This window comes from Sinomonas soli (assembly GCF_054782415.1).
This window is the reverse complement of sequence record NZ_BAAGSN010000006.1, coordinates 415924-432297: the sequence shown is the minus strand read 5'-3', so window position 1 is coordinate 432297 and position 16374 is coordinate 415924. Positions and strand designations below refer to the sequence as shown.

Below are 16374 nucleotides of genomic sequence, written 5' to 3'. Positions count from 1 at the left end.
AGCACCAGGGCTACGTGGCCCAGTACGAGCAGTGGTGCACCGCCAACCCGGGCAAGTGCCAGTGAAGTGACCCGCAGCCGGGTCGGAGCGTCTGGGGGAGGGCTCCGGCCCGGCTGCAGTGGACAGTGTCCGCCGGATCGCAACTCGATGGGGGACAGGTTCCGATCCGACGTCCACCGCTGTAATCGTCCGGCGCCCCCGAAAGGTTACGCGCCGCCCCGGCCTTCTGGCGCCGGAGCAGGAAGGCCCCTCAGGGGAGACGACACGTTCCAAGAGGACACTGAAGCCCTTCCTAGGGTTCTTGGGGGTCTTAGACGGCCTCGTCGGGCCAGTAGAGGCGCATCGGGTTCGCGACGAGGAGCTGGTGCTGCTGCTCAGCCGTGACCGCGATGTGCGGGATGACGTCGACGAGGAGGCCGTCGTCGGGCATGTGGTCCGTGAGGTTGGGGTGGGGCCAGTCGGTGCCCCACAGCACCGCGTCGGGTAATTCCGCGATGACGCGCCGCGAGAAGGGCACGACGTCGCGGTAGGCGTCCCGCTCGCCGTCGAGCGCGGGCGGCCCGGTGAGGCTCAGCCGCTCGGGGCACGAGACCTTGACCCAGACGTCGTGGCGCTCCACGAAGCGGAGGAAGCGCGTGAATTCCGGCCCGTCCACGGGCTGGGAGACGTCGGGGCGGCCCATGTGGTCCACCACGAGGGGCGTCGGGAGCGACGCGAAGAAGTGCTCGAGGTCGGGCAGGTCTGCGGCCTCGAAGTAGATGACGATGTGCCAGCCCAGCGGGGCGACCTTCCGGGCGATCTCGGTGAGCTGGTCCTGGGGGGCGGCGCTGACGAGGCGCTTGAGGAAGTTGAAGCGGACACCGCGGACGCCGGCCTCGTGGAGGCGGGCGAGCTCGGCCTCGGGCACGTCGGGGCGGACGGTCGCGACGCCGCGTGCCCGGCCGCCGGCGGAGCGGACGGCGTCCACCATGGCGCTGTTGTCGGTCCCGTGGCAGGTGGCCTGGACGATCACGTTGCGGCTCACGCCGAGGTGGTCGCGGAGGGCGAAGAGCTGGTCCTTGCCGGCATCGCACGGGGTGTACTTGCGCTCCGGCGCGAAGGGGAACTCGCAGGCGGGCCCGAAGACGTGGCAGTGGGCGTCCACTGCGCCGGGCGGGAGGGTGAAGGCGGGCGCCGAGGGTGAGGCGTACCAGTCGAGCCAGCCGGGGGTCTTCTCGAAGAGCGTGGTCATGGGTCCTTCGGGTCAGTCGAGGTAGCGGAGGCCGGCGGCGTCGAGCTTCTCGCGCATGCCGTAGATGTCGAGGCCGAGTTCCCCCGCGGCGAAGCGGGCGCGCTTGCCCTCCTCGTTCTCCTCGCGCCGCGCGGCGGCCTCGGCCACCTCGGCGGCGCGGCCGGCAGGGACCACGACGACGCCGTCGGCGTCCGCGACCACGACGTCGCCCGGGTGCACGAGGGCGTTGGCGCACACCACCGGGACGTTGACGGAGCCCAGAGTCGCCTTGACGGTGCCCTTGGCGTTGACCGCCCGGCTGAAGACGGGGAAGTCCATCTGGCGCAGCGCGTCGACGTCGCGGCAGCCGCCGTCGATCACGAGCCCGGCGCAGCCGTGGGCGCGGGCCGAGGTGGCCAGCAGCTCGCCGAAGAAGCCGTCCTCGCACTCGGTGGTGCACGCCGCGACGAGCACGTCCCCGGGGGTGAGCTGCTCGACGGCGACGTGGAACATCCAGTTGTCGCCGGGCTGGAGCAGGACGGTGACGGCGGTCCCGCACAGGGCCGCACCCCCGTAGACCGGACGGATGTAGGGGCGCATGAGCCCGGTGCGGCCCATCGCCTCGTGGACGGTGGCGACGCCGAACGCTGCCAGCGCCTTCACCGCGGCGGCCTCGGCGCGGGTGATCGTGCGGTGCACGACTCCGATCTCGTACATGGTGCGGGGGTTCTCCTCGGGCGGGCGGGCGGGACAGCGGGGGTGGCGGGGCAGTGAGGCGGGCGGGGCAGGGCCGGGCGGTCAGCGGCCCTGGGCGGCGAGGCGGGCGTCGAGGCGCGGATAGACGCGGCGGGCGTTGCCCTCTTCGACTGCGGCGAGGTCCTCGCCGGTGAGGCCGGCCGCCTCGACGTAGCGGCGCGTGTCGTCGAAGTGGTGGCCCGTGCGGGGATCTATGCCGCGCACTGCGCCGATCATCTCGGAGGCGAAGAGCACGTTCCCGTGCGGGATCACCTCGAGCAGGAGGTCGATGCCGGGCTGGTGGTAGACGCACGTGTCGAAGAAGACATTCCCCAGGAGGTGCTCCTCCGGCTCCGGCTTGCCGAGCGCCTGCGCGAGCCCGCGGAAGCGCCCCCAGTGGTAGGGGACCGCGCCGCCGCCGTGCGGGATGACGAGCCTGAGGTCGGGGAAGTCGGCGAAGAGGTCGCCCTGGAGCAGCTGCATGAACGCCGTCGTGTCCGCGTTGAGGTAGTGCGCGCCGGTGGTGTGGAAGCAGGGGTTCACGCTCGTGCTCACGTGGACCATGGCCGGGAGCCCGTGCTCCACGAGCGCCTCATACACCGGGTACCAGGAGCGGTCGGTCAGCGGCGGGGCGCTCCAGTGGCCCCCCGAGGGGTCCGGGTTGAGGTTCACGGCGACGGCCCCGAGTTCGGTCGCGGCCCGCTTGATCTCGTCCACGCACGTGGCCGGGTCCACGCCGGGGGACTGCGGGAGCATGACGGCGGGGGCGAACCGCTCCGGGAAGAGCTCGCTGACGCGGTGGCACAGGTCGTTGCAGATCGTCGCCCACGCCGACGAGGTCCCGAACCCGCCGACGTGGTGCGCCATGAACGAGGCCCGCGGGGAGAAAACCGTGACTTCGATCCCGCGCTCGTCCATGAACTTGAGCTGGTTCGCCTCGATGCTCTCGCGCAGCTCGTCGTCGCTGATGCGCAGCTCTGCCGGGTCCGGCTCCGCGGTGCCGCGGCCGACCGCGTCGACCTGACGGTCGCGCCACTGCCCGAGAGCGGGGGGCGCGGTCGTGTAGTGGCCGTGGATGTCGATGATCATGAGGACGAGCATAGGTGCACACAAAATTGTTGACAATATCTCGTGGGGATTTCGTCCTACCCTTGTCCGGTGGCAGATCAGGTGACCGTGGAGCACGAGGTGGGCGTCGGGCCCTGGCAGGGTCCATGGCCCGAGGGCGAGGAGTGGGACCCCGAACTGCTCGAGCACGGCGACCGCCGCAACGTCCTGGACAGGTACCGGTACTGGCGGCACGAGGCGATCGTCGCCGAGCTGGACACCCGCCGGCACGAGTTCCACGTGGCCATCGAGAACTGGCAGTACGACCTCAACATCGGCACCGTGGTGCGCACCGCGAACGCGTTCCTGGCCAAGGAGGTGCACATCATCGGGCGACGGCGGTGGAACCGCCGCGGCGCGATGGTCACCGACCGCTACCAGCACGTCCGCCATCATCCGACCGTCGAGGATTTCGTCGAGTGGGCCCGCGGCGAGGACCTGCCGATCCTCGGCGTGGACATCTTCCCCGACTCCGTGCCCCTCGAGACCTACGAGCTCCCCCGCCGCTGCGTGCTCGTCTTCGGGCAGGAGGGCCCCGGCCTCACGGCGGAGGTGCACGCGGCGGCGCTGGCCACCCTCTCCATCGAGCAGTTCGGGTCGACCCGCTCCATCAACGCCGCCTCGGCGGCCGCCATCGCGATGCACGCGTGGGTGCGGCGCTGGGTCTTCGGGCAGGTCGCCGGGTAGTGGCCTTCGGGGCGCTGCACTCCTAAGGTGTGGTCGGGGGGCACCTGTCCGTGGGGATCGGCAACATCGAGGCAAGGAGCTCTCCATGGCCAGCACCACCGTCACGACCGCCCAAGAACTCGCAGCTGCCCTGGACTCGGGTGTACTGGAGATCGACGTCGACGGAGTGATCACGGGCTCGCCTATGATCACCCTGCCGCCCGGGGCCACGCTGCGCGGCGGAACGCTGCGCTTCGGTGCGAAGGGCGTGCGGCTGTCCTCGGACAACACCCTCGACGGGGTCACGATCCTGACCGAACCGGATGAGGTCGCCATCCTCAACGACACCTCCGTGCCAGACCTCGGCCGGCTCACGCTCCGCGGCGTGACGACGAGGGGCCAGGTGTACCTCGTGGCGGAGGACGCCGTCCGCGCCGGCCACGTGCAGATCGAGGGCCTCACCATCGAGGCGGCGGACGTGCGCGGCCGCCCGCTGCGCCCGCACGGTTTCGGCGTCGAGGCGCTCCAGGGGGCGCTGACCGTCTGGAACCGGCAGCCGGAATCGGTGGTGACGATCACCGCGGAGGTGCTCGACGTCGCGGTGGGAACCCGTGAGGCGCCGGTGCGCGGCAGCGGCGTGTTCGTGGGCGGCCACGGCGACTGGGCCGGCAGGGCCGACGGCGGGGTGCTCTCCGTGGGGGAGCTGCGCACCGGAGAGATCCACACCCGCGGCGGAATCCCCGAAGGCACGCCCGACCTCATCTCGGGCGGCGTGTTCGTGATCTCCGGCGCCACCGTGGACAGCGTGGTCACCGCGGGGCCGGTCACGACCTACGGGCAGAATGACATGGTGCTGGACAACTGGGGGATTGTCAGGGTCTGGAGGGCGCACGCGCCGGTGACCTCGAACGGGCCCAGCGGCATAGGATTCGTCAACTTCGGGGACATCGACCTCCTCGAGGTCACCGACAGGATCCGCACCACGGGCAGCGGCGCCCGCGGGTTCAACCTCTACGACGGGTCCCTGCGCGAGGCCCGGTTCGCCTCCATCGAGACGACCGGCGACGGCTCCGTGGGCATCCAGGTCAGCAAGCCGCTCGGATCCCTGGTCGTCTCCGGCGACGTGACGACGAGCGGCGGCGAGGGTACGAGCCTCGTCAAGGGCGTGCAGGTGTCCCTCAAGGCCGTGGCGCTCAGCGTCAAGGCCGGCGCGGACATCGGGTCGGTCTCGATCGGCGGCCGGCTCGCGACCCTGGGGAGCGGCGTGACGACGCTCGAGGTCGAGGGCTCCCTCGGTTCGCTCGAGGTTGCCGGAGGCATCCACGCGCACGGGAAGGGCTCGGACGCCGCGCACCTCGGAGACGGCGCGCCCGATCTTGCAGGCATCGAGGTCACCGCGGACAGCGGCGAACCGGTCGTGAGGATCTGACCGGTGACGGTACGCCTAGCCGCCGGGTCGGTACGGATGAGGGTCCATTCGCGGCCGCCGTCGTTTTGGCGGGCCACGACCGAGAACCCGAGCCGCACGGGCCAGTCGATGGCCTGGGGTGCGTCCGCGCAGCTGAGATAGGGCACCGCGCCTGCCATGGTTCTAGGCTACGTCCATGCCCACCGCCCCCAGCATCATCGTCTTCGACGTCAACGAGACCCTGTCCGACATGTCGCCGATGGCGCAGCGGTTCGCCGACGTCGGAGCCCCGGCACACCTCGCGAAGCAGTGGTTCGCCGCACTCCTGCGCGACGGCTTCGCGCTCGCCGCCACCGGCGACTCCGCTGGCTTCGCGGAGGTCGGCGCCGGGATCCTCGCGCCGCTCCTCGACGCCGCGGGGATCTCCCACCCGGGGGAGGCCGCGCGGCGCCTCGCAGGGTCGCTCGGCGACCTCCCCCTCCACGCGGACGTGGCCGACGCCGTCCGCTCGCTGCGTGCGGCCGGGTACCGGCTCGTCACCCTCACCAACGGGTCGGCCAAGGTCGCGGAGCAGCTGTTCGCCGCGGCCGGTATCTCCGGCGAGTTCGAGAAGCTCCTCTCGGTCGAGGACGCGCCGAACTGGAAGCCCCACCCGTCGTCCTACGCCTTCGCGGCGCAGTCCTGCGGGGCCCGCGCAGAGGACATGGTGCTCGTCGCGGTGCATCCGTGGGACATCCACGGCGCCGCCAGGGCGGGACTGCGCACCGCCTGGGTGGACCGCGACGGCGGCCCGTACCCGAGCCACTTCGCCGCACCGGACGTCGTGGTCTCCTCGCTCGCCGAGCTCGAGGCGGCGCTCCGCTAGGTCATCCGAGCGTGAGGGTGACCGGGACCACGTCGTCGACCTCGATCCCCTCGGCCTCGCGGAAGGCCTTGCGCAGCGGGACGAGGTAGGCGCCGTCCTTCGGCATGAGGGCCGTGGTCCACTCGGAGGTGCCCAGCCGCACCCCCACAGGGATGCAGCCCCAGCCGTAGGTCAGCTCGTTCGCCACGGCATGGATCTCCTCGGATTCCTCGTCCGGGACACGGACGAACACGAAGGGTGCCGGCCCGCGCCACTCGATCACGGTGCCGTCGAAGGTCAGCTGCATCGGCCCATCGCCCTCCCGCCCGTTCGCGTCCGCATCCCCGCCCCGGGTCAGCGCGCGGTGAAGTCCGCGTGCCGCTCGTGGGCCTCGGCAACCTTGGCGCGGATCGCCTCGATGTCCTTGACCTTGTCACGGTACTTCCTGTCCATCTCGAGGATGTCCCGCTCCTCGTCGAGGAGGGCGCGGTAGACCCGCTCGCGCTCGGTGAGATCGGCGGTGTACTCGAGGTCGAGGTAGCTCTCCGCGTGCCGGCGGGCGTTGTTGACGGCCGCGTGCGCCTTGCCCTCCCTGCTGTAGAGCGAGGCGACGATCGTGACGACCAGCACGCCGATGATCACGGTGAGCGACAGGCCCGTGGTGATCTCGAAGACCTGGACGTGCTCGCCGCCGTTGATGAAGGGCAGGTTGTTCTCGTGCAGCGCGTGGAGGACGAGCTTGACGCCGATGAACGCGAGGATCGCGGCGAGCCCGTAGGAGAGGTAGATGAGGCGGTCCAGCAGGCCGTCCAGGAGGAAGAACAGCTGGCGCAGGCCCATGAGGGAGAACGCCGTGGCGGTGAACACGATGTACGGGTTCTGGGTGAGGCCGAAGATCGCGGGGATCGAGTCGAGGGCGAACAGGAGGTCGGTGCCGCCGATCGCGACCATGACCAGGAGCATCGGCGTCAGGACGCGCCTGCCGTTCTCCACAGTGAAGAGCTTGTCCCCGTCGTAGTGCTCGGAGGTGTGGAAGAGCTTCCGCGCGAGCCGGATGATGAAGTTGTCCGCCTCGTCCTCGCCGGAGTCCTCGCCCTTGAGCAGGTTGCCGGCGGTGATCAGCAGGATGATGCCGAAGATGTAGAACACCCACGAGAACGCGTTGATCAGGGCGACGCCGGCGAAGATGAAGGCCGAGCGGGCGATCAGGGCGAACACGATGCCGAACAGGAGGACCTTCTGCTGGTCCTCGCGCGGCACGCGGAAACTCGCCATGATCACGAGGAACACGAAGAGGTTGTCCACCGAGAGGGCCTTCTCGGTGATGAAGCCGGCGAAGTATTCGCTGCCCATCGTGGCGCCGCCGAACGCGAAGACCACGAGGCCGAAGACGATCGCGGCCCCCACGTAGATCGAGGACCACACGGCCGCTTCCCTGAGCGTGGGCACGTGCGCCTTGCGGATGTGGAAGAAGTAGTCGAAGGCCAGCAGGGCCAGGATCACCACGATGGTGATACCCCAGACAAGGGGAGAGACGGACATGGATGTCCCTTTCGCAGGTAGGCGATATCGCCACAAGTCTCTCCACCACCTGTGACTTCCAGATGGCCGCTGCACCCGGCCGGGCTCCGGCGCCCGACGTGCTGACGTGTGCAGCGCTTGGGATACTCCCCTGCGCACTATCAAGCCTACCGGGCGCCCCTGCCGGGCACCAACTCATGGCGAACTCCCAGCTTCTGGACACTCCCTGTAAGGCATTCAGTGCAACTAGTGTCGCTCACGCCGGATGCACTGGGGTGTCCGGCCGAACGGGAGATGAAGCATGGCACCAGATCACAATTCCCACCGGCTTTCCCTGCGCGCCCTGGCCGTCACCGCGGCCGTGGCCAGCGCAGTGGGGCTCGCCGCGACGAGCGCGGCGGCCGCCCCGCCCAACCCCCCGCCCAAGAGCTCGAAGTCGTTCCCGGGCTCGGTCCCGTCCTGGGCAGGATCGCGGACCAAGACGGGCAATCCGCTCAGCAACACGACGGTCGAGGGCGAGATCTACTTCAGCCTCCCCGATCTCGCCGGCGCCAAGGCCGCGGCGGACGCCGTCTCCACTCCCGGCACCGCAGACTACGGCCAGTACCTCAAGCCCGCCGACTGGATCTCGAAGTACGCCCCGACCCAGGACGCGGTGGACGCGACCGTCAACTGGCTCAAGTCGCAGGGCCTCGTGATCATGGGCGTCCCGCAGAGCCGCCTGTACGTGGTCTTCCGGGGCACCGTCGCCCAGATCAACCAGGTCTTCAGCACCACGGAGCAGGACTACTCGTTCGGCGGCCAGACCCTCATCGGCCCCGCGACGGCGCCCTCGCTCCCCGCGGACATCGCCGCGTCCATCCAGTCCGTCTCGATCGACCAGGGCCGTCTGCTGACCCGCCCGGCCCTGGCGTCGCCCACCGCGGGTGAGGCGTCGCCGTCGTCCCCCAACGCCAGCAAGCCGATCCAGCCGCCGGTGACGGCTCCGTGCTCCACCTCGTGGGGCGAGAAGAGCGTCACCCTGCCGGAGGCCTACGGCGCCACGAGCTTCCCGACCTACATCTGCGGGTACACGCCCCAGCAGCTCCAGGGGGCCTACGGCGTGTCCACGCCGGGGACAGTCAGCACCGGGGCCGGCGCAGGCCAGACGGTCGCGATCATCGACGCGTACGCCTCGCCGACCATCGAGTCGGACACCAACACGTGGGCCGCCGCCAGCGGTGTCCCCGCGCTCGCCCCGGGACAGTACAGCCAGATCGTCCCGGACTCGCGGATGTTCCTCGACCAGGCCCTCTGCGCCCAGCCGAGCGGCTGGCAGGGGGAGCAGACCCTGGATGTCCAGGCCGTCCACGGCGTCGCGCCTGGGGCCAACATCCTCTACGTCGGCGGCTTCAACTGCGGGGCCGGCCTGGACATCGCCATGTCGACGATCCTCGACGGGCACCTCGCCAACATCGTCTCCAACAGCTACGGCAACGTGGGCGAGGCGCTCTCGCCGGACGCCCTCCAGGGGGAGCAGAACATCCACCTGCAGGCGGCTGCGGAGGGCATCGGCCTGTACTTCTCCAGCGGCGACTCCGGCGACGAGCACGCGGCCCTCGGATACGCGTCGCCCGACTTCCCCGCCAGCTCCCCGTACGTGACTGCCGTGGGCGGCACGAGCCTCGCAGTGGGCGCCGATGACACCTACAAGTTCGAGACCGGGTGGGGCACCGCGCGCCAGCGCGTGGTGCAGGACGCGACGGGCAACCTGGTCTACGCGGGATCCCTGCCCGGGCCGTTCCGGTTCGGTGCCGGCGGTGGCACCAGCGCCGTCTTCGCCCAGCCCGCGTACCAGAACGGCGTCGTCCCGGCCGCCCTCGCGGAGGGCCACCGCGTCTCGCCGGACGTCGCATCCCTCGCCGACCCGTACACCGGCTACCGGATCGGCCTGAGCCCCATCACGAATGACAACGTCCTCAAGACGGGCAGCTTCGGCTTCGAGACGTACGGCGGCACCTCGCTCGCCTCGCCCCTGACCGCGGCGCAGATGGCCATCGCCCAGGCGGCCGGCAACAAGGTCATCGGCTTCGCGAACCCGGCGATCTACGGCGCGGCCCAGGGCGGCGCCGAGCACGACGTCGCCCCGCCGGCCGACCCGGTCGCCGTCGCCTTCTCGAGCACCGTGAGCGGCAACACGTACCTGGTCGGCATGGACCACGACTCGTCCCTCGCGACGGCCCATGGCTACGACGACGTCACCGGCGTGGGCAGCATGACCGAGGCCTTCGCCCAGCAGGTGGCAGCGGCGCACTGATCCGCTCCTGAGGGAGCGGGCCTCCCACGGCGGGGCGCACGACGGCGGGTGGGAACCGGCGTCGTGCGCCCCGCTTCCGTCTGCCGCGGCGACCCTAGGATGGGCCGCATGGATTCCACCGTGGTCGTGGTCGGATCGCTCAACGCGGACCTCGTCTTCTCCGCGGACCGGATGCCAGCGCCCGGAGAGACCGTCGCGGGGACGGGCTTCGCCGTCCATCCCGGCGGCAAGAGCGCGAACCAGGCCGTCGCCGCGGCACGGCTTGGCGCCTCCGTGCGGCTCGTGGGGAGCGTCGGCGACGATGCCCACGGGCGCCTGCTCCTGGCCTCAGTCACCGCAGCGGGCGTCGACGTGTCCTCGGTCCGCACGGTCGGCGGGGTGCCGACGGGGGTCGCGGGCATCACCGTCGACGCCGAGGGCGAGAACAGCATCGTGATCGTGCCGGGGGCGAATGCCCTGCTCGGCCCGGACGAGGTCGCCGAGGCGGCCGCTCCCCCCATCGCCGCGTTCGCCGGGGCCGCCGCAGTGTGCCTCTGCCTCGAGGTGCCGCAGGCCGCCGTGCTCGCCGCGGCCCGGGCAGGGCGGGCGGCCGGCGCGGCCGTGATCCTCAACCTCTCTCCCTACGCCAGCATCCCCGCCGAGCTGGTGCCCTGCGTCGACGTGCTGCTCGTGAACGCGCAGGAGGCCGGGCAGCTGCTCGGACAGGACGGCCTCGGCGCCGAGCCGCAGGACTGGGAGCTCGTGCGGGCCGGCCTGGCGCACCTCGGATTCGAGCAGTCGATCGTGACGCTCGGCCCCCGTGGCGGGGTGGTGCTCGGGCCGGACGGGATCGCGCACATCGAATCACTCCGGGTGGACGCGGTGGACACGACCGGCGCCGGCGACGGGTTCGCCGGCGCCCTCGCGGCCCGGCTCGCCGCCGGCGACGGCCTCGAGGACGCGGCCCGCTACGCCTGCGTCGCCGCCGCCCTCGGGACAGCGCGCCACGGCGCCCAGCCCTCGTACCCGGACGCCGACGAGGTCCGCGCCTGGCTCCTGCGGGAGGCCGGCGCCGGGGACGGCGCAGCTGCCCGCTCGTCGTTCCAGTAGGCCGGCCGCACGCCGCCGTCATCTGCCGCGACCGAGAGGGACCACGCGTGGGGCCCGTCGCTAGGATGGGCAGTGGCCCATAACACGCGGTACGCGTGGACCCACCGTCGAGGAGCACTCAATGCCTATCGCCACCCCTGAGAAGTACGCAGAGATGATCGACTCCGCCAAGGCCGGCGGCTACGCATTCCCTGCGGTGAACGTCACCTCGTCGCAGACCCTCAACGCCGCCATTCGCGGCTTCGCCGAGGCCGGCTCCGACGGCATCATCCAGGTCTCCACCGGCGGTGCGGCCTACTGGTCCGGCGCCTCGGTCAAGGACATGGTGATCGGCTCCCTCGGCTTCGCCGCCTTCGCCCGCGAGGTCGCCAAGAGCTACGACGTCAACATCGCGCTCCACACCGACCACTGCCCCAAGGACAAGCTGGACGGCTTCGTCCTGCCGCTCCTGGCCGCGTCCGAGGCCGAGGTCAAGGCCGGCCGCGACCCGCTGTTCAACTCGCACATGTGGGACGGCTCCGCCGAGACCCTCGAGGAGAACCTGCGCATCGCTAAGGAGCTCCTGCCCCGCACCGCCGCCGCGAAGATGATCCTCGAGGTCGAGATCGGCGCTGTGGGCGGCGAGGAGGACGGCGTCGAGAACGCCATCAACGAGAAGCTCTACAGCACCGTGGCCGACGGCCTCGCGACGGTCGAGGCCCTCGGCGCCGGCGAGAACGGCCGCTACATCACCGCCCTGACCTTCGGCAACGTCCACGGCGTCTACAAGCCCGGCAACGTCAAGCTCCGCCCGGAGATCCTCAAGGACATCCAGGCACAGGTCGGCGCCAAGATCGGCAGGGACAACCCGTTCGACCTCGTCTTCCACGGCGGCTCCGGCTCGAGCGAGCAGGAGATCGCGGACGCCGTCTCCTACGGCGTGATCAAGATGAACATCGACACGGACACCCAGTACGCGTTCACCCGCCCGGTGGCCGGCCACATGTTCGCGAACTACGACGGCGTGCTCAAGGTCGACGGCGAGGTCGGCAACAAGAAGACCTACGACCCGCGCGTGTGGGGTGCCGCCGCGGAGGCCGGCATGGCCGCCCGCGTGGTCGAGGCCGCGCAGCAGCTCGGCTCCGCCGGCAAGTCCATCAAGTAATGGCGGGGGAGCACCGCACCAACCTCCTCGGCCCGGAGCCCACCCGGCTGCCGGCCGAGACGGAGGTCTACCGCGGCCTGGCCCTCGGGGAGTCCGCCGAGGAGCTCGTGGCCGACCACCCGGCCTCGTCCCTCCTGTGGGCGATCCTCGCCGACGAGGCGTGGACGAAGGGCCGCACCGTCGAGTCCTACGCCTACGCCCGCGTGGGGTACCACCGCGGCCTCGACGCCCTCCGCAAGAGCGGGTGGCGCGGCGCCGGGCCGGTGCCGTGGGAGCACGAGCCCAACCGGGGCTTCCTCCGCTCCCTGCATGCCCTCGGCCGCGCCGCCTCGGCCCTCGGCGAGCCGGGAGAGCCGGAGCGCATCGACGAGTTCCTCGCCGGTGCCGACCCGACCGCCAAGGCCGCGATCGAGGCGCTCGGCGCCGAGGCGTAGCGCCCGGCACCCTCAGCGCACGACGGCGCGTGGCAGGCTTCCGCTCGGAGGCCGGCCACGCGCCGCTTCTGTCGGGCGCGCCGCCAGCCCGCGGGCGGCGACGACGTCCTCGTCGGCACGATGGAGCACTCGGTGCTCGGCACCCGCTGGGTCTACGACGCCGCCGGCGACCCGGTGGGACGCGCTGCGCTCGTCCGCGGCGCCCGTGGGCAGCAGCCCCAGGCACTGCTCGAGGACCACGGCCCCGAGGGCGTGACGGTCCGGGAGTCCGACGTGCGCGTCCGCGCGGCGCACGGCACCCCGACCGGGGCCGAGGGGGACGGCGCAGCCCTGAGGATCGCCCGATGGCTCGGAATTCACGGCCGTCCCGGGGATGCCGTCACCGGCCGCTGGCTCCTGGTCGCGCCGCTGGACGGGGGCGACGCCGCCCTCGTGGCGGTTGATTGAGCTATATCTGCCCGATTTCGGGCAGATTTTTGATTTCCACACGTCCCGCGGGGCACACTCGGTGGCGTGCCTGATGAGGAAATCGTTCGACGCATCGCCGGGAGCACGGGTCTGACCGCTGGAGAAGCGGCGCGCGTGATCGAGGACGTCATCGCCTGGTACGGGGAGCCGGTGGAGGAGTACGTGCGCCGCCGGCACAGCCACCTCCAGACCCACGGCACCCGCAACGCCGAGGCCTTCGCGATCATCGCCGACGAGCTCGGCAGGAGGCCGGTGAAGGCGCCGCAGCTCACCGAACGCCAGCTGCGCCGCATCGTCTACGGCTGAGGGCGGCACCCACCATCCGCACACCCGGCCCCGGGGTGCGGCGACCAGAGGGAGAAGCACCATGTGTGGAATCGTCGGCTACATCGGCACGGAGGCCGCCGCGCCCTTCCTCATCGAAGGACTGGCCCGGCTCGAGTACCGCGGCTACGACTCGGCCGGCATCGCCGTCCTCGGCACGAACGGCACGACGCTCGTGCGCACCGTGGGCCGCGTCCGCGCCCTCGAGGCGGCCCTGCCCAAGCGCCTGGCCGGCAAGGTCGGCATCGGCCACACCCGCTGGGCGACCCACGGGCCCGTCGCCGAGCGGAACGCCCACCCGCACAGCAGCGCCGACGGGCGGATCAGCGTGGTGCACAACGGCATCGTCGACAACGCCGCCAACCTCCGGGCCTCCCTCAGGGCCGCCGGCGTCACGCTCGCGAGCGACACCGACACCGAGGTGATCGCCCACCTCATCGCCCGCTCCGAGGCCGAGACCCTCGAGGCCGCCCTCCTCGAGACCCTGGGCAGGATCACCGGCACCTACGCCCTCGCCGTGGTGGACAGCCGGCACCCGGACCGGATCGTCGTGGCCCGCAGCGGGTCCCCGCTCATCATCGGCGTCGGCGAGAAGGAGATGTTCGTCGCGAGCGACGTCGCTGCCCTCGTCCGCCACACCAACCGCGTGGTGCACCTCGAGGACGGCGAGCTGGCCACGGTCACCTCCTCGGGCTTCCGCACCTTCGACCGGGCCGCGAATGAGACGGACCGCGTCCCGGTCGAGATCGCGGTCGCCGCCGAGGACCTCGAACTCTCGGGGCATGAGCACTACATGCTCAAGGAGATGCAGGAGCAGCCCGCCGCCGCCGAGACGTGCCTGCGCGGACGCCTCGACGAGCGCTTCGCCACCGCCCGCCTCGACGGTCTCGGCCTCGAGCCCCGCGAACTCCGCAGCTTCCGGCGCGTCAAGATCCTCGGCTGCGGCTCGGCCTACTACGTCGGCCAGCTCGGCGCGCAGCTCATCGAGGAGCTCGCCCGCATCCCCGCCGACGCCGAACCGGCCTCGGAGTTCCGCTATCGCCAGCCGATCATCGAGCACGACACGCTCTACGTCGCCGTCAGCCAGAGCGGGGAGACGGCCGACACCGCCTTCGCGGTCAACGAGATCCGCCGCAAGGGAGGCCGCGTGATCGGCCTCGTGAACGTCGTCGGGTCGACCATCGCCCGCGAGGTCGACGGTGGCATCTACCTCCACGCGGGACCCGAGGTCGCCGTCGCGTCCACCAAGGCCCTGACCAACATGGGCCTGGCGTTCGCGCTCCTCGCGCTGCACCTGGGCCGCCTGCATGACCTCTCGCACGCCGACGGGCAGCGCATCCTCCGCGGCCTGAAGGCCATCCCGGCCCAGATCCAGCAGATCCTGGACGCGGAGGGCAAGGTCGCCGCCGTCGCCCGGCGGATCGCCTCGGCGCAGAGCGCGTTCTACATCGGACGCGTGCGCGGATTCCCGGTGGCGCGCGAGGGGGCCCAGAAGCTCAAGGAGATCAGCTACGTCCACGCCGAGGCGTACCAGACGAGCGAGCTCAAGCACGGCCCGCTCGCCCTGATCGACGAGGACATGCCCACCATCGCGATCATCCCCGATGACGAGCTGACGGAGCGCAACATCGCCGCAGCCGAGCAGGTGCTCGCCCGCAAGGGCCGAGTCCTCGCCATCACCCATGAGGGGGTCGGGCTGGACCTGCCCGGGGTGGAGAGCATCGAGGTCCCCAAGAACGAGCCGGAGCTGGACCCCATCCTGCTCACCATCCCGACCCAGCTCCTCGCGTACCACGCAGCCCTGGCCCTCGGCCACGACATCGACAAGCCGCGCAACCTCGCCAAGTCGGTCACCGTGGAATGAGGCCCCGAACGGGTGCGGCTAGCGGGCGAGCTTCCGCGGGTCCACTGAGGGGTCCGCGAGCCGGTCCGGGTCGGGCACCAGGCCCCGGTCGATGATCCGCCGCGCCGCCCGGACCACGAGCGGCTGGTCGACCGCGGCGGCGCCCAGCAGGCGCCCGTCCTCCGCGACGAGGAACGCCGCGACCGGCACGCCGTCCGCCTCCCGCAGCACCGTGCGGGCGCCGGGCGCCTGCCGGGCATCCATGGTCCCCACGGCCTCGACGTGCACGCCGTAGCGGTCCGACCAGAACCACGGCGCACCGAACTCGGGCGGCGCCTCACCGAGGATCCCCGCCGCCGCGGCCTGGCCCGAGCGGACGGCGGCCTCCCAGTGCTCCGCGCGCCGCTGCAGGCGCACTGCGCCGTCCTGCCGCCGCACGCGCGTCGCGTCGCCGGCCGCGTAGACCGCAGGATGGGACGTCGAGCCGTCGGGCCCGACCAGGATCCCGTCCTCGGCAGTGAGGCCGGTGGCCGAGGCGAGCGCAGTGTCCGGGATGACCCCGATGCCCACCACCACCGCGTCCGCGGGCACGGCGCGGCCGTCGGCCAACCGCACGAGGTGCGGGCCGGCGTCGTGCGTCCCCTCCTCGATCGCGACGGGCGCGCCCACGAGGGTGGCGACACCGCGCCCGCTGTGCATGGCGTGCAGCCTGAGGGCCAGATCCTCCCCGACGGCCGGCACGAGCGGGGGCGCCACCGGGTCGATGAGCGTGGCCTCGGCGCCGAGGGATGCTGCCGCGGAGGCGACCTCGGCACCGATGAGGCCCGCACCGACCACGGCAATGCGGGCGCCGGGGACGAGGACGCGGCGGAGCGCGTCGGCGTCGGCGCGGGAGCGCAGCGCGACGGCACGGTCGCCGCCGGGGATGCCGAGTCGGCGGGGCAGGGCGCCGGTGGCCAGGAGGAGGCGGTCGGCGTGCAGCCGGGTCCCGTCCTCCAGGGCCACCGCGGGGCGGCCGGGGGAGAGGTCGAGGGCCGCGGCGCGGGCGGCGACGACCTCGACGCCGTGTTCGGTGTACCACGGCTCGGGGGCGAGCAGGATCCGGTCGGCGTCCTCGGTGCCGAGGAGGTAGCCCTTGCTCAGGGGCGGCCGGTCGTAGGGCAGGCCCTCCGGGGAGACCACGGTGAGGGCGCCGGCGTAGCCGCGGGCGCGGAGCTCCTGCGCCGCGCTGAAGCCGGCGACGCCGCCGCCCACGATGACGACGCGGTTCGGCGTGCCCACCGCG

At 71.8% G+C, this 16374-nt stretch carries 15 protein-coding genes and 1 pseudogene; 10 read left to right on the top strand and 6 right to left on the bottom strand.

The window, feature by feature from the left end; genetic code table 11:
* Nucleotides 1–310 precede the first annotated feature (310 nt).
* The 3 genes from ACYVKZ_RS07660 to ACYVKZ_RS07650 all read right to left on the bottom strand — a co-directional run bounded on the left by ACYVKZ_RS07660 (nt 311) and on the right by ACYVKZ_RS07650 (nt 3034).
* Nucleotides 311–1231, bottom strand: a complete 921-nt coding sequence (locus tag ACYVKZ_RS07660; protein ID WP_460991543.1) for an amidohydrolase family protein — start codon at nt 1229–1231, stop codon at nt 311–313.
* 12 nt (nt 1232–1243) lie between these two features.
* Nucleotides 1244–1927, bottom strand: coding sequence for a 4-carboxy-4-hydroxy-2-oxoadipate aldolase/oxaloacetate decarboxylase (gene ligK, locus ACYVKZ_RS07655; RefSeq protein ID WP_460991541.1), 684 nt, complete (start codon nt 1925–1927; stop codon nt 1244–1246).
* A gap of 81 nt (nt 1928–2008) precedes the next feature.
* A complete protein-coding gene (locus ACYVKZ_RS07650; RefSeq protein ID WP_460991539.1) occupies nt 2009–3034 on the bottom strand; it encodes an amidohydrolase family protein in 1026 nt (341 codons plus the stop codon).
* Nucleotides 3035–3103: 69 nt separating this feature from the next.
* Between ACYVKZ_RS07650 and ACYVKZ_RS07645 the strand changes: the two genes are divergently transcribed.
* The 3 genes from ACYVKZ_RS07645 to ACYVKZ_RS07635 all read left to right on the top strand — a co-directional run bounded on the left by ACYVKZ_RS07645 (nt 3104) and on the right by ACYVKZ_RS07635 (nt 5991).
* Entirely contained in the window at nt 3104–3739 is a 636-nt protein-coding gene (locus ACYVKZ_RS07645) for a TrmH family RNA methyltransferase (protein ID WP_460991537.1), read from the top strand.
* 85 nt (nt 3740–3824) lie between these two features.
* Nucleotides 3825–5147, top strand: a complete 1323-nt coding sequence (locus ACYVKZ_RS07640; protein WP_460991536.1) for a hypothetical protein — start codon at nt 3825–3827, stop codon at nt 5145–5147.
* Between the two features lie 175 nt (nt 5148–5322).
* On the top strand, nt 5323–5991 hold the full coding sequence (locus tag ACYVKZ_RS07635) for a haloacid dehalogenase type II (protein ID WP_460991534.1): 669 nt from the start codon (nt 5323–5325) through the stop codon (nt 5989–5991).
* Between the two features lies 1 nt (nt 5992).
* On the opposite strand, the gene ACYVKZ_RS07630 is transcribed toward ACYVKZ_RS07635, so the two are convergent.
* Both ACYVKZ_RS07630 and ACYVKZ_RS07625 read right to left on the bottom strand, forming a co-directional pair.
* The gene (locus ACYVKZ_RS07630; RefSeq protein WP_460991532.1) at nt 5993–6277 is read right to left on the bottom strand and encodes a DUF1905 domain-containing protein; all 285 of its coding nucleotides are present in this window, start codon (nt 6275–6277) and stop codon (nt 5993–5995) included.
* 47 nt (nt 6278–6324) lie between these two features.
* Entirely contained in the window at nt 6325–7512 is a 1188-nt protein-coding gene (locus ACYVKZ_RS07625) for a TerC family protein (RefSeq protein ID WP_460991530.1), read from the bottom strand.
* A gap of 280 nt (nt 7513–7792) precedes the next feature.
* On the opposite strand from ACYVKZ_RS07625, the gene ACYVKZ_RS07620 reads away from it, so the two are divergent.
* The 7 genes and pseudogenes from ACYVKZ_RS07620 to glmS all read left to right on the top strand — a co-directional run bounded on the left by ACYVKZ_RS07620 (nt 7793) and on the right by glmS (nt 15110).
* Nucleotides 7793–9787 carry a S53 family peptidase gene (locus ACYVKZ_RS07620; RefSeq protein WP_460991528.1) on the top strand — a complete coding sequence of 665 codons (1995 nt, stop codon included), beginning with the start codon at nt 7793–7795 and terminating at the stop codon, nt 9785–9787.
* Nucleotides 9788–9895: 108 nt separating this feature from the next.
* Complete coding sequence (locus tag ACYVKZ_RS07615) at nt 9896–10876, top strand: ribokinase (RefSeq protein WP_460991526.1); 981 nt, start codon at nt 9896–9898, stop codon at nt 10874–10876.
* A gap of 121 nt (nt 10877–10997) precedes the next feature.
* On the top strand, nt 10998–12020 hold the full coding sequence (gene fbaA, locus ACYVKZ_RS07610; RefSeq protein ID WP_460991524.1) for a class II fructose-bisphosphate aldolase: 1023 nt from the start codon (nt 10998–11000) through the stop codon (nt 12018–12020).
* Complete coding sequence (locus tag ACYVKZ_RS07605; protein WP_460991522.1) at nt 12020–12454, top strand: DUF3151 domain-containing protein; 435 nt, start codon at nt 12020–12022, stop codon at nt 12452–12454. The genes fbaA and ACYVKZ_RS07605 overlap by 1 nt, the downstream gene beginning before the upstream one ends.
* Before the next feature lie 93 nt (nt 12455–12547).
* Nucleotides 12548–12901 (top strand): annotated as a pseudogene (locus tag ACYVKZ_RS07600) (maltokinase N-terminal cap-like domain-containing protein); the annotation flags it as partial.
* Between the two features lie 66 nt (nt 12902–12967).
* Complete coding sequence (locus ACYVKZ_RS07595; protein ID WP_460991520.1) at nt 12968–13228, top strand: hypothetical protein; 261 nt, start codon at nt 12968–12970, stop codon at nt 13226–13228.
* A 61-nt stretch (nt 13229–13289) separates the two neighbouring features.
* A complete protein-coding gene (gene glmS, locus ACYVKZ_RS07590; protein ID WP_460991518.1) occupies nt 13290–15110 on the top strand; it encodes a glutamine--fructose-6-phosphate transaminase (isomerizing) in 1821 nt (606 codons plus the stop codon).
* Between the two features lie 18 nt (nt 15111–15128).
* On the opposite strand, the gene ACYVKZ_RS07585 is transcribed toward glmS, so the two are convergent.
* Complete coding sequence (locus ACYVKZ_RS07585; RefSeq protein WP_460991516.1) at nt 15129–16370, bottom strand: NAD(P)/FAD-dependent oxidoreductase; 1242 nt, start codon at nt 16368–16370, stop codon at nt 15129–15131.
* Nucleotides 16371–16374: the final 4 nt, after the last annotated feature.